Annotated in this window: 16 protein-coding genes; 11 read left to right on the top strand and 5 right to left on the bottom strand. The window is 67.5% G+C overall.

Annotated elements, in window-relative coordinates; translation table 11 throughout:
* Positions 1 to 2: 2 nt before the first annotated feature.
* From EIP85_RS14685 to EIP85_RS14660, 6 genes are read left to right on the top strand one after another with little or no spacing between them, the layout of a single operon-like run.
* Positions 3 to 260 (top strand): sarcosine oxidase subunit delta, encoded by a 258-nt coding sequence (locus EIP85_RS14685; RefSeq protein ID WP_127902966.1) that lies wholly within the window; start codon positions 3 to 5, stop codon positions 258 to 260.
* On the top strand, positions 257 to 3,073 hold the full coding sequence (locus EIP85_RS14680; RefSeq protein WP_127902965.1) for a 2Fe-2S iron-sulfur cluster-binding protein: 2,817 nt from the start codon (positions 257 to 259) through the stop codon (positions 3,071 to 3,073). The genes EIP85_RS14685 and EIP85_RS14680 overlap by 4 nt, the downstream gene beginning before the upstream one ends.
* A gap of 2 nt (positions 3,074 to 3,075) precedes the next feature.
* Positions 3,076 to 3,651 (top strand): aminomethyltransferase family protein, encoded by a 576-nt coding sequence (locus EIP85_RS14675; RefSeq protein WP_127902964.1) that lies wholly within the window; start codon positions 3,076 to 3,078, stop codon positions 3,649 to 3,651.
* Positions 3,648 to 4,559 (top strand): dihydrodipicolinate synthase family protein, encoded by a 912-nt coding sequence (locus EIP85_RS14670; RefSeq protein ID WP_127902963.1) that lies wholly within the window; start codon positions 3,648 to 3,650, stop codon positions 4,557 to 4,559. Before EIP85_RS14675 ends, EIP85_RS14670 begins: the two co-directional genes overlap by 4 nt.
* Positions 4,556 to 5,524: a D-2-hydroxyacid dehydrogenase gene (locus EIP85_RS14665; protein ID WP_127902962.1), complete on the top strand. Its 969-nt coding sequence runs from the start codon at positions 4,556 to 4,558 to the stop codon at positions 5,522 to 5,524. The genes EIP85_RS14670 and EIP85_RS14665 overlap by 4 nt, the downstream gene beginning before the upstream one ends.
* A 10-nt stretch (positions 5,525 to 5,534) precedes the next feature.
* Positions 5,535 to 7,073, top strand: coding sequence for a trimethylamine methyltransferase family protein (locus EIP85_RS14660; RefSeq protein ID WP_127902961.1), 1,539 nt, complete (start codon positions 5,535 to 5,537; stop codon positions 7,071 to 7,073).
* A 68-nt stretch (positions 7,074 to 7,141) separates the two neighbouring features.
* On the opposite strand, the gene EIP85_RS14655 is transcribed toward EIP85_RS14660, so the two are convergent.
* Complete coding sequence (locus tag EIP85_RS14655; RefSeq protein WP_127902960.1) at positions 7,142 to 8,233, bottom strand: pyridoxal phosphate-dependent aminotransferase; 1,092 nt, start codon at positions 8,231 to 8,233, stop codon at positions 7,142 to 7,144.
* A 337-nt stretch (positions 8,234 to 8,570) separates the two neighbouring features.
* On the opposite strand from EIP85_RS14655, the gene EIP85_RS14650 reads away from it, so the two are divergent.
* Positions 8,571 to 10,991 (top strand): GcvT family protein, encoded by a 2,421-nt coding sequence (locus EIP85_RS14650; RefSeq protein WP_127902959.1) that lies wholly within the window; start codon positions 8,571 to 8,573, stop codon positions 10,989 to 10,991.
* Positions 10,992 to 11,012: 21 nt separating this feature from the next.
* Here EIP85_RS14650 and EIP85_RS14645 read toward each other — a convergent pair whose 3' ends face one another.
* Complete coding sequence (locus EIP85_RS14645) at positions 11,013 to 12,035, bottom strand: NAD-dependent epimerase/dehydratase family protein (RefSeq protein WP_127902958.1); 1,023 nt, start codon at positions 12,033 to 12,035, stop codon at positions 11,013 to 11,015.
* Between the two features lie 251 nt (positions 12,036 to 12,286).
* Here EIP85_RS14645 and EIP85_RS14640 point away from each other — a divergent pair, with 251 nt between their 5' ends.
* Positions 12,287 to 13,954, top strand: coding sequence for an ABC transporter substrate-binding protein (locus tag EIP85_RS14640; RefSeq protein WP_127902957.1), 1,668 nt, complete (start codon positions 12,287 to 12,289; stop codon positions 13,952 to 13,954).
* 84 nt (positions 13,955 to 14,038) lie between these two features.
* Here EIP85_RS14640 and EIP85_RS14635 read toward each other — a convergent pair whose 3' ends face one another.
* Positions 14,039 to 14,986 (bottom strand): polysaccharide deacetylase family protein, encoded by a 948-nt coding sequence (locus EIP85_RS14635; protein WP_127902956.1) that lies wholly within the window; start codon positions 14,984 to 14,986, stop codon positions 14,039 to 14,041.
* Between the two features lie 153 nt (positions 14,987 to 15,139).
* On the opposite strand from EIP85_RS14635, the gene EIP85_RS14630 reads away from it, so the two are divergent.
* The 3 genes from EIP85_RS14630 to EIP85_RS14620 are packed head-to-tail and all read left to right on the top strand — an operon-like array spanning position 15,140 to position 18,679.
* A complete protein-coding gene (locus tag EIP85_RS14630) occupies positions 15,140 to 16,528 on the top strand; it encodes an amidohydrolase family protein (RefSeq protein ID WP_127902955.1) in 1,389 nt (462 codons plus the stop codon).
* Positions 16,525 to 17,409 (top strand): beta-keto acid cleavage family enzyme, encoded by an 885-nt coding sequence (locus tag EIP85_RS14625; protein ID WP_127902954.1) that lies wholly within the window; start codon positions 16,525 to 16,527, stop codon positions 17,407 to 17,409. Before EIP85_RS14630 ends, EIP85_RS14625 begins: the two co-directional genes overlap by 4 nt.
* A gap of 4 nt (positions 17,410 to 17,413) precedes the next feature.
* Positions 17,414 to 18,679 carry a Zn-dependent hydrolase gene (locus EIP85_RS14620; RefSeq protein WP_127902953.1) on the top strand — a complete coding sequence of 422 codons (1,266 nt, stop codon included), beginning with the start codon at positions 17,414 to 17,416 and terminating at the stop codon, positions 18,677 to 18,679.
* A gap of 59 nt (positions 18,680 to 18,738) precedes the next feature.
* Here EIP85_RS14620 and EIP85_RS14615 read toward each other — a convergent pair whose 3' ends face one another.
* Positions 18,739 to 19,653 (bottom strand): polysaccharide deacetylase family protein, encoded by a 915-nt coding sequence (locus EIP85_RS14615; protein WP_127902952.1) that lies wholly within the window; start codon positions 19,651 to 19,653, stop codon positions 18,739 to 18,741.
* Between the two features lie 4 nt (positions 19,654 to 19,657).
* Positions 19,658 to 20,581 carry a nitrilase-related carbon-nitrogen hydrolase gene (locus EIP85_RS14610; RefSeq protein ID WP_127902951.1) on the bottom strand — a complete coding sequence of 308 codons (924 nt, stop codon included), beginning with the start codon at positions 20,579 to 20,581 and terminating at the stop codon, positions 19,658 to 19,660.
* Between the last annotated feature and the right edge of the window lie 73 nt (positions 20,582 to 20,654).

The raw sequence follows: 20,654 nt of genomic DNA, 5'->3' as shown, positions 1-20,654 counted from the left end.
ACATGAAGATCCTGACCTGCCCGATGAACGGCCCGCGCAACATTGATGAGTTCCAGTCCTTCGGCCCGATGCGTGAGGCACCCGACCCGGAGGTGGCGAGCGATGCCGACTGGGCGCGCTACCTCTTCCAGGCCGAGAACCAGCCGGGGGTCGTCGTCGAATGGTGGCGGCATGTCCCCTCCAATTACTTCTTCCTGGCCGAGCGCGACATCGTGACCAATCGCGTCCTGCGGACCTTCGATCCCGGAGAGGCTGAATGAGCCGGCTGCCGGAGCCTTGGGGCACGCGGATCGACCGCACCCGGCCGCTACGTTTCCGCTTCGAGGGGCGCGAGGTGATGGGCTTCGCGGGCGACAGCATAGCGAGCGCGCTGGCGGCCGACGGGCAGTGGATGCTCTCGCGCTCCTTCAAGTATCATCGGCCGCGCGGCATCCTGTCCATGGCGGGGGCCGAGGCCAATACGCTCGTCCAACTTCCCGGTCAGCCCAACATGCTGGCCGAGCGGGTGGCACTCTGCGAGGGGCTGGAGGTTCGTGCGCAGAACGTCTCGGGCTCGCTTGCCCGGGATCGGGGAGCGGTGCTCGACCTGCTGGGGCGATTCCTGCCGGTGGGCTTCTACTACCGCAGTTTCATGGGCCCGGGGAAGGACGCCTTCCTGCGGGTCTGGGAGCCGATGATCCGCCGCCGCGCCGGTCTCGGCACCATCGAACCGGCCGCGACCGGCGGGGAGTTCATCGCCGCGCATCTCCACTGCGACCTCCTCGTGGTTGGCGGCGGGCTCGCCGGGCTCTCGGCCGCGGTGACGGCGGCGGAGGCCGGGGCCGACGTAATCCTCTGCGACGAGAACACAATGCCCGGCGGCGCGGCAACCTGGCAGCGGGAGGGGGCGGCGGCGCTCCCCGGCCTGCTCGCCCGGGTCGAAGCGGCGCCGGGGCTGCGGCTGATGCGGAAGACAACCTGCAACGGCTGGTTCGAGGACAACTGGCTGCCGCTGATCCGGGACGGGCGGCTCTGGCGTACACGGGCGCGGCAGGTGATCTTCGCGACCGGAGCGATCGGCCAGCCGCCCGTCTTCCGCAACAACGACCTGCCTGGGATCCTCCTCGGCAGCGCAGCGCAGCGGCTCATGGCGCACTACGCCGTGCGCCCGGGCCGGCGCGCGGTGGTACTAGCGACCGAGCCGGAGGGTTACCGCGTGGCACTGGACCTCGCCGAGGCGGGCGTCGAGCTGGCGGCGCTGGCCGATCCACGGCCGGGCGGCAGCGGCGGCCAGATGGCCGCGGTGCTCCGCCGGCGCGGGGTGGAGGTGATCCGAGCGACGGTCGAGGAGGCGCGCGGCCGGCGGCATCTGAAGGCCGTGCGCGTAGGTGGGCGCTGGATTGATTGCGACCTGCTTGCGGTCTCGGCGGGCGAGGTGCCCGCCTGGCAGCTCCCCTGCCAGGCGGGCGCGCGGCTCGGACATGACGAGGCCACTGGCCGCTTCCGGCTGTCGCTGCCCGAAGGGCCACTGGGCCTCGCCGGGGCGGTGAACGGCCGGGGCGGGGCCGAGGCAGCGCGGGCCGACGGGGCGCGGGCGGCGCTCGAGGCGCTCGCCCGGCTTGGTGGTCCTGCGCCGGCACCTGAACCTGCGCCGGAGACGGCGCCAGGGGCCTTCGCCCTGCCCGTCGCTGCGCATCCGAAGGGGCGCGATTTCGTCGACCTCGACGAAGATCTGCAGGTGAAGGATCTAATCCACACCGTGCAGGAGGGCTACGGCGAGCTGGAACTGCTCAAGCGCTTCTCTACCCTCGGCATGGGGCCGAGCCAGGGCCGCCACTCCGCCGCTGCAGCCGCGCGCATCCTCGCCCAGGCGACCGGGCGGACGGTAGGCGAAGTTGGGGTGACGACGGCGCGCCCGCCGGTGGGGCCCGAGCCGCTCGGCCTCCTCGCCGCAGGTGATGCCCCGGTGGAGCGGCGGACAGCGCTCCACGGTCGCCACCTTGCGCTCGGCGCGCGGATGCAGCCGGCCGGCGCATGGTGGCGGCCGTTCCAGTACGGCGACGTGGCAGACGAGGTGGCGGCGGTCCGCCAAGCCGCCGGGATGCTCGATGTCTCCACCCTCGGCAAGCTGGAGTTGCGGGGGCCGGAGGCCGGCGCCTTCCTCGACCGGCTCTACACCATGGCGCATGCGAACCAACCCATAGGTCGGGTGCGCTACTGCCTGATGCTGAACGAGATGGGCACCGTCATCGACGACGGCGTGGCCTTCCGGATGGCGGAGGACCGCTACTACGTCACCGCGACCACCGGCGCCGTCGCCCGGGTCTATGCTGACATGCTCTTCTGGAACGCCCAGTGGCGGATGAAGGTGGATGTGGCAAACCTCACCTCCGCCTTCGCCGCAATCAACGTCACCGGTCCCCGGGCGCGGGCGATACTGCAGGCGGCAGGGAGCAGCTTCGACCTTTCGACGGCGGCCTTCCCCCATCTCCACGGCCGCGAGGGCGAGGTGGCCGGCGTGCCAGTCCGCGCGATGCGCATCGGCTTCACCGGCGAGGTGAGCGTGGAGCTGCACTGCCCAGCTAGCCGCGCGGTGCCGCTCTGGGAGGCGCTAACCGAGGCAGGAAAGGCGGAGGGACTCCTGCCCTATGGACTTGAGGCCTCGCGCATCCTGCGGCTTGAAAAGGGCCATATCATCATCGGCCAGGATACCGATGCACTGACGACGCCGGACGAGCTCGGTATGGGCTGGGCGATCTCGCGCAGAAAGCCCTTCTTCGTTGGGAAGCGGGCGCTGGAGATGCGCCAACGACTCGGGCTCTCCCGGCGGCTGGTGGGACTCCGCTTTCCTGAGGGGGGGAAACTGCCGGGAGAAAGTTGCCTTATCCTGCGGAAGGGCACGCCGGTCGGGCATGTGACCTCCATTGCGCAATCCCCAACGCTCGGCCGCGCGGTAGCACTCGGCTACGTCCACCCAGAGGATGCGGTCGAAGGCACGCAAGTGACGGCGAAATGCCGCAACGGGACGCTCGTCGCCGCACAGGTGATGAACCATGTGTCGTTCGACCCCGATGGCCGACGGCAGGAGATGTGACCATGATACAGCAGGTTCATCCTCGCAATCCCGGCGGTGCAGCCGAGGGGCTGGCGCTTCCCAAGGGCCCGCTCGACCTCGCCGATCTGACGGCGGCGCCGAGGTTCGGGCTGAAGGGCCCCGGCAGCACCGACTGGCTCATTGGCCATGGCGCGGCGCTGCCGGAGGTGAACCGGCTTGCCGACTGGCAAGGGATGCGGCTCCTGCGGCTCGGGCGTGAGGATCTGCTGCTGCTGGCCGAGGGCGCTGGTGAGGCGCTCGATCGGACCCTCGAGAGTTGGCGTGCTCACCCCGGCCCGCGCGGTTGGAGCGCCTGGCGCGAAGAGGGCTGGGCTTGGTTCCGCCTCTCGGGTCCCGCGCAAGACGAGGCGATGGCGCGACTTTGCGCGGTCGATCTCAGGCCGACGATCTTCCCTGGGGACCGTATCGCCCAGACCCGGATCTGCGGGGTGGAAGCGGTGGTCTTACGCGGCGGAAGGGGCTTCGACATACTCTTCGATATCACCCTGACGGCACACCTGATCGGTCGGGTCGCTGCGGCGACCCATGACCTCTGCCAGAGAGAAGTGGAACCATGACGAAACTCGCTGGCGTCGTCTGCCCGCTCGTGACCCCCTTCAACGATGACGGCACCATCGCACGCGACCTCTACCTGAGCCACGCCCAGGCGATCCTCGCCGAGGGAGCGCACTACCTCTCGCCCTTCGGGACGACCGGCGAGGCGCTTTCCATCGGTATGGCGGAGCGGATGCAAGCGCTCGAATGGCTTGTGGAGGACGGGATCGCCGCCGACCGGCTAATGCCCGGCACCGGGCTCACCGCGCTGCCCGACACGGTGGCGCTTTCGGTCCATGCAGTTGGGCTCGGCTGCGCGGCGGTTATGGTGCTGCCCTCGTTCTTCTACGGCACGGTTGGCGACGACGGGCAGGCACGCTACTTCGCCGAGCTGATCAGACAGGTGGAGGACCCGCGTCTCCGGGTGATCCTCTACAACATCCCCCAGAACAGCGGCGTGCCGGTGACGCCGGAGCTAGCGGGTCGGCTTGGCGAGCGGTTTCCCGGGGCGGTGGTCGCCTACAAGGACAGTTCCGGCGACTGGGCGAACACCCAGGCGGTGATCGCGGCAGCGCCGGAGATCGCGGTATTCCCGGGCTCAGAGAGCTTCCTGGTACCTGGGCTCGCCGCAGGGGGCACGGGCTGCATCTCGGCCACGGTGAACCTCAACGCGCGGGAAATCCGGGCTGTCTACGACGGCGTCCGGGCCGGGCGCGACGTCGTGGCCGCCGAGGCCGTGATGAAGGCCAAGCGCCAGGCAGTGCAGAAGGCCGGGCTAATCGGCGGGATCAAGGCGGTTCTTGCCGTCCACTCAAACGACCGACGCTGGCTGAACCTCCGCGCGCCGCACCTCGATGCGACGTGGGAGTCGGGCCTCGAACTCACCACCCGACTGGACGCCTTGGGCTACGAAGCGGAGGCGCAACTATGAGCGATCGGCCCATCGTCCTTCTGCATACCGACGGCGGCGCCCGCGCACGGCAGTTGCTGGCGGAGACCCATCCCGACCTTTCGGTCCACCTCTGCGATAGCCACGAGGGAATGAAGGCGGCGCTGGCAGAGACCCAGGCCGAGGTGGTCTATTCCATGCGCTTTCCCGGCACGGCACCCTATCCGCGCGAGGCGCTGATGGCGGCGCCGGCCCTGCGCTGGATTGCCGTCGGCGGTTCGGGGACCGACCACCTGCGACCCTGGGATCCGGCGCGGATCACCGTGACCAATTCAGCCGGAGTGGCCTCTGAGATGATGGCAGAATGCGTTATGGGCGCAATGCTGCATTTCGCGCAGAACCGCCACGTCTTCGCGCAGGCGCAGCGGCGGCGGGAATGGCTCGCCCTCGGCGTGGAGCCGGTCGCCGGGCGAACGGCACTGATCGTTGGGCTCGGCAAGACTGGCGCTGCGGTAGCGCGGCGGGCAAAGGCTGCGGGGCTCGTCGTGCTCGGCTGCCGGGCGCGGCCGCGGCCGACACCTGATGTTGATGAGGTGCATGGCGAGGCCGACCTCCTCACGCTGCTGCCACGTGCGGATTTCGTTGCCGTCTGCGTGCCGCTCAACGAGTCGACGCGCGGGCTCTTCGGGCCGGAGGCCTTCGCCGCTATGAAGCCAGGCGCGGTCCTCATCGACGTCTCGCGTGGTGGCGTGGTCTCCGGCGCGGCGCTCGTCGCGGCGCTCGAGGGCGGCCGGCTCAAGGGAGCCGCGCTCGACGTCTTCGAGACCGAGCCACTGCCCCCGGAGGATCCGCTCTGGTCGCGCGAGAACGTGCTGATCACTCCGCATTGCTCTGCCGTCTACCCCGGCTGGGAGGAGGGCGCCTTGCGGATCTTCGCGGAAAACCTGCGCCGCTACCGACGCGGCGAGCCGCTCGAAAATATCGTCGATCCAGTGCGAGGCTATTGAGGGGATAGGAATGTCGAGCGAACGGCGTGGCGGCGGACGTAAGGCACGGGCAGGACGGAGCCATGAGGGCATCCCCCAGATGCCCTGGCAGCGGGTGGAAAACCCCTACCGGCCGATGGAGCTTCTCGACCCCGAGCAGATGGACCGGCTGCACGCGACCTCGATGCGCATCCTGTCGGAGCTGGGCATTCGCGTGATGGGGGCCAACGTGCTCGACCTCTTTGAGGAAGCGGGCGCAATCGTGGACCGCGAAAGCTCGGTGGTGCGGATCGACGAGAGCCTGGTGGCTGAGGCGCTGAAGACCGCGCCCTCGCGCTACACCCTGACCAGCCGCAATCCGGAGCGGGAGCTTCTCTTCGGCGGAAATGCGATGGTCTTCGGCCTCGTCGCCGGGCCGCCCAACGTGCATGACCGGGTGAACGGGCGTCGCTCGGGCAACCTCAAGGATTATGAAAACTTCATCCGCCTCGCCCAGCACTTCAATGTGATCCACATGATCGGCAACCAGGTGGTGGCGCCAGTGGAGCTTCCGGCAGGGAGCCGGCACCTGGATACCTACCGGGCCAATCTGACGCTTTCGGACCGCTGCTTCCACCTCTCTGCCATCGGCCGAGGCCGGGTGTTGGACGGCATCCGAATGACCGCGATCGCCCGCGGCATCACGCTCGACGAGATGCGTGCCTCGCCTGGCGTAACGACGATCATCTCGGTCAACTCCCCCCGGCTCTTCGACGAGCAGATGGGCGACGGCCTGATCGCCATGGCGGAGCACGGCCAGCCGGTCACGATCACCCCCTTCACGCTGATGGGGGCTATGACGCCGGTGACGCTGGCCGCGGCACTCGCTCAGCAGAACGCCGAGGCGCTGTTCGGCATCGTGCTGACCCAGCTCGTAAATCCAGGGACGCCCGTGATGTACGGCGCCTTCACCTCCAACGTCGATATGCGCTCGGGCGCGCCTGCCTTCGGCACACCGGAGAACGCGAAGGCCAATGTGGTCGGCGGCCAGCTGGCCCGGCGCTATGGGCTGCCCTACCGCACTTCGAACTCCAACGCCTCGAACGCGGTCGATCTGCAGGCGGCCTATGAGACGGAGATGGCCACCTGGGGCGCGGTGCTCGGCGGCGCGAACCTCATCTACCACGCGGCGGGGTGGCTACAGGGCGGGCTCACGGCGTCTTACGAGAAGCTGATCCTCGACGTGGAGATCCTCCAGAACATGGTAGAGTTCCTGAAACCTTTGGCCTTCGGCGAGGACGATCTGGGCTTCGACGCGATCCGCGAGGTGCCGACTGGCGGGCATTTCTTCGGTGCGGCCCATACGATGGCGCGCTATGAGACAGCCTTCTACCGGCCAATGCTGTCGGACTGGACGAACTACGAGAATTGGGAGATCGCCGGGGCTCATGACGCGCTCGACCGGGCGACATCACTCTGGCAGCAGGCGCTGGCTGACTATGAGGAGCCGGTGATGGACCCCGGGGTTCGCGAAGAACTCGACGCCTATGTGGCGCATCGGCGGGAGGAAATCGGCTTAGGGGAGCCATAAGGGCGGGCCCTGGCCCAGCGGGGCTTCGGCCCTAATTCCGGTTCAAGGATAGCTCCCTCACGCTACCGTCATCGGACTCCCGGTCCGTCGACGTTCCGCCCTCTCAGAACCTCGGCGATCACGGCCAGTGTACGTTCCATTGCCGGTTCCGGGCCGATGGTGGCACGCAGGCAGTGGCCGAGGCCGTAGCCCCTCATGCTCCGCAAAATGAGGCCAGCCGCCTTCAGCGCCCTGTCGGCGGCCGCGGCGGTCTCGGGGTCGGCGAAAGGGATTAGGACAAAATTCGTCCGGCTCTCCGGCGGCGTAAGCCCCAGAGCGCGGAGACCGGCGGCAAAGCGGCCGCGGCGGGCGGCGGTCACGGCCACCGTGCGGCGCATGTAGGCCTGGTCGGCCAGCGCGGCAACCGCCATCGCCTGGCTCGTCGCGGCAACATTGCCGGGGCTGATAAGCTTGCGCACCTCCTCGGCGATCTCAGGCGGGAAGAGCCCCCAACCGACCCGGGCCCCCGCGAGGCCGTAGGCCTTGGAGAGGGTGCGGATCACCACTGTGTCGCCGCGCTCCACCAGACGGAAGAGAGGCGCCGCGTCCTGCCCATCGAATTCCCCGTAGGCCTGATCGATGACGAGAAGTACGTCCCCAGCCAGTCGCTCGCGGAACCCGACGATCTCGGCATTCGCGATCGCGGTGCCGGTCGGGTTGCCGGGGTTGCAGAGAAAGACGATGCGGGTCGCCGGCGTCACCGCGGCGAGGAGCGCCGCAATATCCACCCGAAAATCGCGCTCCGGCGCGGTGACGTAGCGGGCGCCGGCCTGGGCGGCGGCGGTGGCGACGAAGATATAGCCCTGTGCCGGGGCCAGCACCTCGTCGTCTGGCCCGGCGAAGGCGCGGATCAGGGCGCCGATCAGCTCCATCGAGCCCGCGCCGCACAGAAGGCGCGCCGGATCGAGGCCGTGGGCCGCGCCGAGCGCGGCGCGTAGCGCGGTCCAGTCGGTGTCGGGATAGAGCTCCGCCCCCTCGGCGGCGCGGCGCAGAGCCTCGGCCACCGCGGGGCTCGGGGGAAAGGCGCTCTCGTTCTGCGACAGGGCGATGGAACCCGGCGGGGCCGGATCCGCCATCGGATAGGGCGAGAGCGCGGCAACGGAAGGGAGCGGGCGGATCATCGGTCCTCCGGGTCTATGGCCGGGCGAAGTAAGCCGCGAATGCGGGCCGTCGTCTAGCCCCGACCGTCGCAGCAGGCACGGGCGGCGCGGAAACGGGGGCCGGGTCGTATATAATTGATATAAAAGAGAACATCCGCTCTAAGGCCAGCCGAAACCGAGCCATGCCGGTCGGCTCGGTGCCGCCCGTTGGGCGCCAAAAGATTTCCGTTCCCCATGGCGTTGATTTTTTCAGCCATTCCAGCTGCCGTTTGCCCCGCCCGGACCGCGGGACGGCTTTACCGGCCTAGGGCCGCCTCCTACGATCTCAAGGCATCGCCCCCGGGGAGGACCAGGATTCATGCGCACTCACGCTCAGGCCGTTGTCATCGGGGGCGGGCTCGCCGGCTGTTCAATCCTCTACCACCTGGCCAAGCTCGGCTGGAGCGACGTCGTGCTTCTGGAGCGGAGCGAGCTTACCTCCGGCAGCACCTGGCACGCGGCAGCGAACATCCACGGGCTGCACGATTCCACCAACATCAGCCGGCTCCAGCACTACACGATGAACCTCTACAAGGAGCTGGAGGCCGAGACCGGCCAAGGCTGCGGCATCTTCCAGCCCGGTTCGCTCTACCTCGCCCAGACCGAGGAGCGCGAACATCAGCTCCGGCTCCAGGAGGCCAAGGCCCGGCGCTACGGGATGAACTTCCACGAGGTCAGCCGCGACGAGGCAGAGAGGCTGCACCCGCTGGTCGACTTCGACGGCATCCGCTGCATCATGTATGAACCCGATGGCGGCAATGTGGACCCCTCCGGAGTGACCCATGCCTATGCCGCCGGCGCCCGCGCCCGGGGGGCGGAGATCCACCGTTTCACCCCGGTGACCGGCACAGAACCACAGCCCGACGGCTCCTGGATCGTGCATACAGAGAAGGGCGAGATCCATACACAATGGGTGGTGAACGCCGCCGGGCTCTGGGGCCGCGAGGTGGCCGCGCTCGCCGGGGTCGACCTGCCGCTGATCCCGACCGAGCACCAGTATTTCGTCACCGAGACGATCGCCGAGATCGCCTCGCTCGGCCGCCGCCTACCCTCAGTCGCCGACCGCGACGGGGAGTACTACCTGCGCCAGGAGGGGCTCGGCCTGCTCGTCGGCGCCTATGAGCGAGACATGCGGTTCTGGGCGGAGAAGGGCACACCGCAGGGCTTCGGTCATGAGCTTTTCGCTGACGATCTGGAAAGGATCGAGCCCAATATGCTACGCGCCATCGCCCGGGTTCCTGCGGTCGGCACGGCGGGGATCAAACGGGTGATCAACGGCCCAATGATCTGGTCGCCAGACTCGGCGGTGCTTTTCGGACCGGTGCCCGAGCTGAGCAACTACTTCTGCTGCAACGGGTTGATCCCCGGCTTCTCGCAATCTGGCGGGCTCGGCAAACTCGCCGCGGAATGGATCATCCAGGGCGAGCCCACCCTTGATCTCTTCGGCTGGGACATGGCCCGCTACGGCGCCTGGGCAGGCAAGGAATTCACCAAGGCGCGAGTGCAGGACCAGTACTCCCACCGGTTCAAGATCCATTTCCCGAACGAGGAACGCGCGGCGGGCCGTCCAGTGAGGACCCGACCGGTCTACCGGATGCAGAAGGAGATGGGTGCGATCTTCGGGCTCAACTACGGCTGGGAGCATCCTCTTTGGTTCTCCACCAACGGCGAGCCACGGGAGGAGACGGTGGGCTTTACCCGCCAAAACTGGTGGGAGCCTGTCGGCCGCGAGGTGCGGATGTTGCGCGAGCGGGCCGGCATTCTCGATATCTCCAACTACGCCAAATACCAGGTGAGGGGGCCGGGGGCGGAGGGCTGGCTGAACGCGCTTCTCGCCAACCGGATGCCCTCGGTGCCGGGGCGGAGCTGCCTTGCCCCGCTAATCGGCAAGCGCGGCGGTGTGGCCGGCGACTTCACGGTGACAAACCTGGGCGAGGGCGAGTTCCTGATGGTCGGCTCCGGCATGGCCGAGCGCTTCCACCAGCGCTTCTTCAATGCCGTGCCGCTGCCCGATGGCACCACTTTCCGCTCGCTCACAGAAAGCCATTGTGGCTTCAACCTCGCCGGACCGAAGGCGAGGGAAATCCTTGCACGGCTGACCAATGCGGACCTCACGAACGAAGCCTTCCCCTTCCTGCGCTCGGCGCGCATCACCGTCGCGGGGATCGAGGTCACCGCCCTCAGGGTCTCGTTCACGGGCGATCTCGGCTGGGAGCTGCATTGTCGGGCCGTGGATCAGGCGGCGCTCTACACCGCGCTCATCGAGGCCGGCCGCGAGTTCGGCGCCGGGCCGGTCGGCTCGCGGGCACTCGCCTCTCTCCGGATCGAGAAGGGCTACGGAAGCTGGGGGCGGGAGTATTCGCCGGAATATTGGCCGCAGGAATCGGGGCTGGAGCGACTGGTGAAGCTCGACAAAGGGCCTTTCCTGAATTCCGAAGCTTACCGAGCCGTCGCCAGCAAGGCGCCGCGGGACCGGATGATCATGGTCGAGATCGAGGCAGTGGATGCGGATGCGACCGGCGGCGAGCCGATCTTCCTCGCCGACGGCACCCCGGTGGGCCAGGTCTCATCCGGCGCCTACGGCTACTCGGTGGGCAAATCGTTGGCGATTGGCTACGTGAAGGCCGATCACGCCCGGCCGGACATCGAGCTCTCCGTGGCGGTGCTCGGCCAGCCGCACCGTGCCCGGATCCTGGAGCGGCCGCCGTTCGACCCGGAGGGACTACGGCTGCGCGGCTAAGGGCCGGGAGAAGCGCCAGCCCTACCCCGCGGCGGCCTCCGCCTTCAGCCAGTCCACGTATTCCGCGAGCGTCTCGGCCATCGGACGCGGCGACCAGCCGGTATCGGCAGCCAGGCGCGCGGTGTCGTAGGCGGCGTATTTGCCGGTTCGGAGCGAGGCGGGCTGGGTGATCTCGGCCTCGGCCTCCGCCACCACCTCGACCGGACACCCGCCCGTTAGCGGAGCGAGAAGCGCCTGCAGTTCGCTGATGGTCGTCAGTTTGGCGTCGGCGATGTTGTAGACTGAATGCGCAAGCGTGCCCTCCGGCGCGGCGATGAGGAGGCGTATTGCCCGGGCCACATCGGTGACAGAGACGTAGTCGCCCGTCGCTTCGGCCGAAACGACGCGACTCGGCCGGCCGGCCAGTGCGTTCATGGCCAGGCGCTGCGGGATGCAGCGGACATGCCGTGCCCCGGTCGCGCGGTCCATCGCGCCGAAGACGCTCGACAGCCGCACCGAGACCATGGGCCGCCCGTAAAGCGCGCCAAACCGACGGGTCAGCCGCTCGCCGGTGTATTTCGTGATGTCGTAGAGTGCGTCGGGGCGGACATGATCGTCCTCGCCGACGAACTCCACGCCCGGCACCTCTGGAGCATAAACCGAGCCGGAGGAGAGATAGACGAACCGCCCGCCCCCAGGCTGGCCCCGCCACCAGTCGAGCAGCCGCGCCGTGGCCATGATATTGGTCTCGACAATGCGTAGTGGTGCGTCCCGCTCCGGCCAGTGCTCGGCTCCATCGGGCGCAGTGTAACGATGTGGGGTCATCGCCGCGCCATGGACGACGGCATCAGCGTCACCCGGCAGCGTCGCGTAGGTCGACGGGTCGTTGAGATCCGTCACCACGACCCGCATCCGCCCCTCGAGGCCGGCGAAGAAGCGTCGGGCGGGCCCGTCGAGCGCTGCGATATCGACAATGGTCGCCCGAGCCTCGGGATCAGCCAGCAGGTGCTGGCGCACGACATGGGCCATCACGAACCCCGTGCCGCCGGTGACGAGAAGATGCATAAAACCCCTCCGCTCCACACCCTAAGCATTGCCGCCCCCGTCCCCGAAGCAAGTGGAATCCGGGCTGCCATGACCATGTTTTCCTTGGGGAAAGGCGCCGAAGTAATCGCGTGTGCGGAGCTGAGGGACTCAGTACCATTATGAAAATCTCCGGTCTATTCAGCCGGTTAGCGTGGCTCCGCGCGTGGCGCCCCGGTTCGGTGCGGCATGACGCACCCCAGACAAAAAAACCACCAGGGAGACTGCGACTCATGGACGACGAGAACAAAGCCACATCCGGCCTTCACCCCGCGGTGCAGGTCTACGCCAAGGAGCATGAGGCCGGCGAGATTAGCCGCCGCGAGTTCCTGACCAGGGCCTCCGCGCTCGGCATCTCTGCGGCGGCAGCCTATGCGATGATCGGGCTGGACGCCCCTAAGGCGGCAGCGGCGGCAGCGACTCCCAAGGCGGGCGGCACGCTCCGTGTCGAGATGGAGACCCGGGCACTGAAAGATCCGCGCACCTGGGACTGGTCTCAGATTGCCAACTTTGGCCGCGGGTGGCTCGAATATCTCGTAGAATACAACCGTGACGGCTCGATGCGCGGGATGCTCCTCGAAAGCTGGGACGTGAACAGCGACGCAACGCAGATCACCCTTCACCTGCGAAAGGGCGTGACCTGGAATAACGGCGATCCCTTCACGTCGAAAGATGTGGCCTTCAATATCGAGCGCTGGTGCGACAGCGCCGTGGCCGGCAATTCGATGGCGACCCGCCTTCTCAGCCTCATCGATGAGAAAACCAAGAAGCTCGACCCGGCGGCGATGCAGGTGGTGGACGACCACACCGTCATTCTGAAGCCGAGGTATTCTGACATCACCATCATCCCCGGCTTCTCTGACTACCCGGCAGCGCTGGTGCACCCGAGCTACACGGGCGGCGACCCTTCGGTTAATCCAATCGGTACAGGCCCTTTCCTGCCCACAACCAACCAGGTCGGCGTGAAGCAGGTGCTCACCAAGAACACCAAGCACAAATGGTGGGGCACCGATACCGAAGGCTGGGGCGGCCCTTGGCTCGACGAGATCCAGTTCATTGATCTGGGCACCGATTCCGCGGCCTATATAGCGGCGGCGGAATCCGACGAGATCGACATGACCTACCAGACGGTCGGCGACTACGTGAAGATGTTCGGCAGCCTGCCCGACTGGAACGAGGCTCATGTTGTCACCGCGTCAACAATCACCGTGCGCTTCAACCAGGACTCGCCCGAGTTCAAGGACGTCAACGTGCGCAAGGCGATGGAGCTTGCCGTAGACAACAGCGTCGTGCTGAGCCTCGGCTTCTCCGGCCACGGCAAGGTGGCGGAGAATTTCCACGCCGCGCCGATCCAGCCTGCCTATGCGCCATTGCCTCCGGTGAAGCCCGACCCGAAACAAGCCAAGGCGCTGATCGAGAAGGCCGGGATGCTCGACCACGAGTTTGAGCTGATCTCGGTCGACACCAACTGGCAGGCGGCCACTTGCGACGCGGTGGCGTCGCAGATCCGAGATGCCGGGATCAAGATCAAGCGGACGATCCTGCCCGGCTCAACTTACTGGAACGACTGGACGAAATACCCGTTCTCCGCAACCGAATGGGGCCCCCGCCCGCTTGCCATCCAGGTGATGATCCTCGCCTATAAGACCGGCGTGCCCTGGAACGAGACGCATTTCTCCGATCCCGAGTTCGACCAGCTTCTGGAAAAGGCGATATCCATCGCCGATGCCGACAAGCGCCGGGTGGTCATGAAACGGCTAGAGGAGATTATGGTCGAAAAGGCCGTGACCATCATCCCCTACTGGCGGACGCTCTACAACAGTGCCCGCAAAACGGTACACGGCACCGAGATTCACCCGATGTTCGAGTTCCACATGTACAAATGGTGGATGGAGGCCTGAAGGCTCTCTGAACGATGCTCGGCCACGTCGAGGGGGGATCCGTCCCCCCTCTCCTTTTGTGCGAAATATCCCGCGCAGCTATGGCTACGCCCGCGGCAGCGTCGGCAGATCGGCGCAATGCTCAAGGACATGCCGGGCAATGTCGTCGCGCCGCATGATCGCCACCCCGGGCGTGGCGAGCGCATGTTCCAGGATCCGCCGCAGCCCCGAGGCGCGGTTCGGCTGGCCGGTCCAGCGGGCATGGACGGCGACGGTCATCATCCGGCCGCCAATCCGATCGGCTTCGGCAAGCAGGTAATCGATCCCAGCGATGGCATCTGCAGCAAAATCGCCAGGGTTGGAATAGCCTGGCGAGACCAGAAAACGACTGTCGTTGAAGGTCTTGGAATAGGGCACGACCAGCATCCGGCCGCGGGAGCTCCGGGTGAAATATGGGATCTCGTCGTTGCAGGGGTCGGAGGTATATAGAAAACCGCCCTCCTCAACCAGAAGATCGAAGGTGTTGACGGAGGGGAAGGAGCGTTGGTTCCAGCCGATCGGGCGATGGCCGAGAACCTCCCGGTAAAGCGCCACGGCCTTCAGAAGATGCTCGCGTTCTTCCTCGCGGCTCTGGTCCCAAGCCTCGAACCAGCGCCAGCCATGCCCTAGAAGGTCGTGCCCCGCCTCGATCATCCAGGCCGCAACTTCGCGGTTGCGGTCGAGCGCCACTGCGGTGGCAGAGACGGTGGCCTGCAGCCCAAGTTCCTCCAGCATCCGCGCGAGGCGCCAAATGCCAACGCGCGAGCCGAATTCGAAGTGGGTCTCGGTCCCAAGGTCGCGCAGATTGGGGCCCACTTGGGTGTTATACTCGCCCCAGCCCTCGTTACGCCCATGCCCCTCGGTGAGCGAATATTCCGACCCCTCCTCATAGACAATCACCGGGTTCAGGACGAGCTTCGCCCCGCCTGGCCAGTCGATCCTGGGCGGATGGCGGCCGTAGCCGATGAAATCGCGCTGGCTCTGCGGCGGGGCGGAATAGGAGAAGGTATTCATCGCGGCCTCGGGTCGGTTCAAGATGCAGCAAATCTAGCGAAAACGTCCGGCGGTGCAGGCCCAATTTTCCCGGACCGATGAGGCGGAAATAATCATGCGAGCCCATGCCGGAGCGAGGGCTAAAGTGCCCCTGTGAAGGCAAAGGAGAGGGCGATGATCGCGGCCGATCTGGTCATCAGGTCCGCGCGGATAGTGACGCCGGAGGGCGAGACCGCCGACGATCTGGCAGTCTCCGACGGCCGGATCGCAGCGATCGGCCGGGATCTCCCGGCCGGGCGGGAAGAGATTGATGGCCGCGGTCTTCTGCTCCTGCCAGGCGGGATCGATAGCCATTGCCACATCGCCCAACGTGCCATTGCGGGGGAGATCCCCAGTCCCGACAATTTCACCTCCGCAACCAGCGCCGCGGCTGCCGGCGGAGTGACCACAGTGCTCTCGCATTCCATGTGTGGCGCGGCGGAGGACCCCGAGACGGTGCTCGGCGAATATCTCGCCTCCGCAGAAGGTCAGGCGGTGATCGACTACGGCGTCCACCTCCAGCTCGGCCGGGCCGATCCGGGCTTTCTGGCCGACGGCCTGCCGCGGCTGGCCGAACGTGGCTTCACTTCGCTGAAGCTATTCACCACCTACGAGGGCTACGCCCTCGACGATGCCGCCGTCCTCGCAATCATGGCGGCGGCGGCGCGGTACGGGCTCCTCTGCCTCGTCCATGCCGAGGACGATGCGCTGATCAGCTTCTTCAGAGCGCGGGAGGCGGCGGCCGGACGGAACGGGCTGCCCGCGCAGGCGGCCGGGCGCCCGATCGCGGTCGAGGCGGAGATGATCCGCCGCATCGGCACCTATGCCGGGGCGACCGGCGCGCGGGTCCACATTTTCCACGTCAGCGGCGCGGATTCAGTAGCGGCGCTGGAAGGCGCGGGCGTCTCGGGCGAGACCTGCCCGCATTACCTCACCTTCACCGCTGCCGACCTGGACCGACCGGACTTCGAGGGGGCGAAATTCCTCGTCTCCCCCGCGCTCAGGACGAAGGTCGATCAGGCAGCGCTGTGGCGGGCGCTTGCAGATGGCAGGCTCACCATCTGGTCCTCCGACCACTCGCCGCAGAACCGGCTCGCCCAAATCGCCCGCGCACAGGAAAAAGGCGTGGGTCCCTATAGCGCCTTTTCCGGCGGAATGCCGGGGTTGCAGACGTTGCTGCCAATCCTTTTCTCGGAAGGCGTCGTGGCCGGTCGGATCAGCCTCCACCGGTTCGTGGAACTGACGGCCGGAGCGCCGGCAGCGCTCTTCGGCCTGGCCGGACGGAAGGGCGTGCTGGCGGTAGGCGCAGATGCTGATCTGGTGCTCTGGAACCCGGAAGCGCGCTGGGTGGTTCGGCAGGAGGATATGTTGAGCAACGTTGATTTCACCCCCTGGGAGGGGATGGAGTTGGTTGGGCGGCCGGTCCTGACCATAAGCCGCGGGCGGATCGTTGCACGGACCGGGCGAATTGAGCCTGGCGCAGTGGGGCATGGAGCGCTTCTCCGGCGCGGGCGGCCAGCGTGACGGCGCGCTGGATCACCTGCGCGGTGAACGGGTCGGTGATTGGGCGCGACGCCACGCCCCATGTCGCGATCACCCCGGCCGAAATTGCGGCCGACGCTTGCGCTGCCGCACGGGCCGGGGCGGCGGTGGTCCATTGCCACGTGCGCGATCCGGCGACGGGCCGCTCTTCCAACGATCCCGCGCTTTACGCCGAGTTGGTGGCGCGCATCCGCGAGGTGGACGAGGATGTGCTGGTGCATCTCTCCTCCGGCGGCGGCGGGACGCTGCCGGTGGCGCTGACCGCCCCCGCGGTGGCACCGGCGGATGCCGCGGCGATCCTGCCGCCGGAAGCGCGGATCGCCCATCTGGTGCCGGCGGGCGCCGATCTGACCGGGCTCGACTGCGGAAGCTTCTCCTACGGGACGGGGGGCGAGGTCTACCTGTCGCCGACCGACATGCTCTACCGCATCGCAGAGCTTCTGCGCCCGACCCGGGTATTGCCGGAGCTGACGGTCTTCGACCTCGGCCAGATGGCGCTTGCGGCCGAGATGCGGTCCCTGGGCGCGGTGCCGGAGCGGACCCCCTTCTCGATCGGCTTCGGCGTGGTCTGGGGCGCACCTGCCCGGCCCTCGGCGCTGGCGGCGATGCTGGACCTGATGCCCGAGGGTGTCGACTGGGGCGCAAGCTCGAAGGGCGAGACGGCGCACCGCGCCATCGCGCCCCTGGTCGTGGAGCGCGGGGGCGGCCTAAGGACCGGGATCGAGGATCACCCCACACTCGACGGCGAGCTGGTCGAGAATGCCCGGCTGGTGGAGGAGGCGGTCGCGGTGATGGCGCGCGTAGGGGTGGCGCCGCTCTCGGCGCGGGAGCTCCGCGCTCGGCTCGGGCTCGGGCGGGGCTAAGGTGATGGAGGGGCTTGCCGAGATGACCGGCTTCGCAGCGGCGCTTCTCGACGAGATCCGGGAGGCGAGCCTCGACCCGCCGGGGGTCACGCGCGCCTCCTACGGACCTGGGGAGCAGCGGGCGCATGACATTGCGGCCCGCACCGGCCGGGCGCTCGGCGCCAAGGCGCGAGTGGATGCGGCGGGCAACCTCTACCTCACTCTGCCTGGGCGCGACCCCAGCCTGCCCGCGCTTGTAATCGGTTCGCATCTTGATTCGGTGCCGCATGGCGGCAATTTTGACGGCGCGGCCGGGGTCGTCGCAGGGCTCGGGGTGATGGCGGAGCTGGCCCGGCGGGGAGTGGAGACGGAGCGCGACCTGATCGTGATGGCGGCCCGGGCGGAGGAGGCGGTGTGGTTCCCGCTCTCTTACCCTGGGGCGGAGGCGGCGCTCGGCCGCCTGCCCGTGTCCGCGCTCGATGCCCGGCGAGCCGACACAGGGCGGACGCTTGCCGAACACATGGCAGAATTGGGCTTCGACCCCGGCGCGGTGGGCCGGGGCGTGGCGCAGATCGCCCCCGACCGGATCGTGGGCTTCGTGGAACTTCATATCGAGCAGGGTCCTCGGCTGCTGGCGCGGGGCGAACCCTTGGGCATCGTGACCGCGATGACCGGTGGCTGGCGCTTTCCGAAGGCCCGCATCTTCGGCGCCTATGCCCATTCCGGGGCGGAGCCCCGGTTTTCCCGGTCGGACGCGGTGACGGGCTTCGCCGATCTCGTCGCCGCGACTGAGGCAATCTGGGACCAGCTGGAGGCCGAGGGGCGTGAGCTCACCATCACCTTCGGGCGGGTGGAATCCGATCCCACCCAGCACGGCGGCAGCCGGGTGCTAGGGGAGCTGGGATTCTCCCTCGACGTGCGCTGCGAGTTTCTCGAGGTGCTCAACCGGGTGGAGCGGGAGCTCCGCCAGGCCCTGGCCACGATCGAGGCTCATAGGCGGGTGCGTTTTGATCTCGGGCAAAGCTTCAACTGGGCACCCGCGCGAATGGACCCGCGGCTCATGGCTGGGCTTTCGGCGGCGGCGGGACGGCTTAGCATCCCGGCGGCTCCGATCCCGAGCGGAGCGGGCCATGACGCGGCAGCCTTCGCGGCGGCGGGGGTGCCGGTGGCCATGGTCTTCGTGCGAAATGCCAACGGCAGCCACAACCCTGACGAGGCGATGGAGGCGGAGGATCTGGGGCTCGGGATCGCCCTGCTCACCGAGTTTGTTCTGACGTTCGGTGCGGGCTAACAAGCCGGCCCCCGCCTTACCCACCGAAGATAGTTCTCCAAGGGGAAAGGGATCGGTGGTCAGGTGTTCAGCCGCGGGTCGGGACACTCTTTGGCCCAGTGAAGGGCGAGATCGGCGCGGCGGCAGATCCAGACATCGCCCCTCGCCTTCATGTGGTCGAGGATCCGGTGGAGCGCGCCAATCCGGCCGGGGCGGCCGATGAGGCGGGCGTGCAAACCGACGGTCATCATCTGGGGATGGCCAGCGCCCTCTGCATGAAGCAGGTCGAAGCTGTCGCTGATGTATTCAACAAACTCACCACCGACCTGATAGCAGCGCTCGGCGCGGCCGAAGCGCGAGTCGTTGGTGTCGAGGGAATAGGGGACCAGCAGGTGCCCCGGGTGGTCAGGCGACCAGTAGGGCAGGTCGTCGTTGTAGACATCCGAGTCGTAGAGGAAGGAGCCGGCCTCCACCACCAGGCGGCGGGTGTTCATCGAGGGAAGGCCCGCGTAGTAGCCGAGGGGCGCGCTGCCGGCCAGGCGAGTGGCAAGCGCGATCTGGCGGGCGATGTGGTCGCGCTCCTCTGCCTCGGAAAGCGTCTCCTGGTCGATCCAGCGCCAGCCGTGGAGCTGGAGGTCGAAGCCCGCCTTCACCATCTCGGCCACGGCGACGGGGTTCGCCTCGGCGGCACGGCCGACGAGGTTGACGGTGCAGGCGAGCCCGCGCTCGGTGAAGGCGCGCATGATCCGCCAGTAGCCGACGCGGGAGCCGTATTCATAGCTAGATTCAATGTTGAGGTCGCGCGCACCGATCCGCGCCTCCACCGCTACGTCGGAGATCCGGGTCTCGGACCGGTCGTCACCATTCAGGATGGAGAGCTCTCCCCCCTCCTCGTAGTTCAGGCAGAAGTTGACGGCGACACGGGCGTCGTTCGGCCAGTGGGCCGCGGGAGGTTCGCCGGCATAGCCGATGAAATCGCGGGTGGGGGCGATCATGGGCTTACTCGTGCCGCTGGGTGATCAGGCCGTAGGCCTCGGGGCGGCGATAGGTTTTGAAATCGAAGAAGCGCTTGTATTCTTGGGTAGCGTCGAGGTCGATGCGATAGGTGAGAAGCTCGTCGCCGTCGGTCGCAGAAAGGGCCACCACCTCTCCCGAGGGCGCGATAATGCAGGAGTGGCCCATCATGTGGCAGCCGCCTTCGAGCCCGGCCTTGGCGGTGGCGACGATCCAGAGGCCGTTCTGGTAGGCCGCCGACTGCATCGGCAGCAGATGGTGCATCTTGCGGAGCGCGTTCTGGGCGGGATTGTCAGGAAGCTGGGAGGGCGAGTTGTAGCCGAGCGCGACAATCTCCGCCCCCTGGAGGCCGAGCATTCGCCAACTCTCGGGCCACCGACGGTCGTTGCAGATGAGCATGCCGAACTTGCCGCCCATCGTCTCGGTGACCGGGAACCCGAGGTTGCCATCGTCAAAATACCATGGCTCGAGGTGCTGGAGCTTGAGGCTGGCATCTGGCACGGCGTTGCCCGGGACATGGACCTTGCGGTACTTGGCGGTGACGTTTCCAGCCGAGTCGACCAGGATCGCGGTGTTATAGCCCAGATGGTTGAGGCCCGAGCGGCCGGGGATCAGTTCGGCATAACCGAGGTAGAAGCCGATGCCGAGGTCGCGGGCGGTATCGAACAGCGGCCGGGTTTCGGGCCCGGGCATCGAGGCTTCGAAATAGGAAAGCACCTCATCTGAATCTTCGATATGCCAGCGCGGGAAGAAGGTGGTGAGCGCCATCTCTGGGAAGGCGACGAAGGAGACACCGCGGGCCTTCGCCTCGTGAAGGAGCGTCACCATGCGGGCGACGACGGGTACGCGGCCCTCGTGCCGAGCGATTGGGCCGAGCTGGGCGGCGGCGGCAACGAATGTGCGGGCCATTGGGCTCCCCGAGATGTGCAGCATGCAGAGACGCTAAGCGAATGGCGTCGCCGCGCAACTGGCGCGGCGAATT

This window comes from Solirhodobacter olei (genome assembly GCF_004010155.1).
GTDB lineage: Bacteria > Pseudomonadota > Alphaproteobacteria > Rhodobacterales > Rhodobacteraceae > Solirhodobacter > Solirhodobacter olei.
This window is presented reverse-complemented; position numbering and strand designations above follow the sequence as displayed.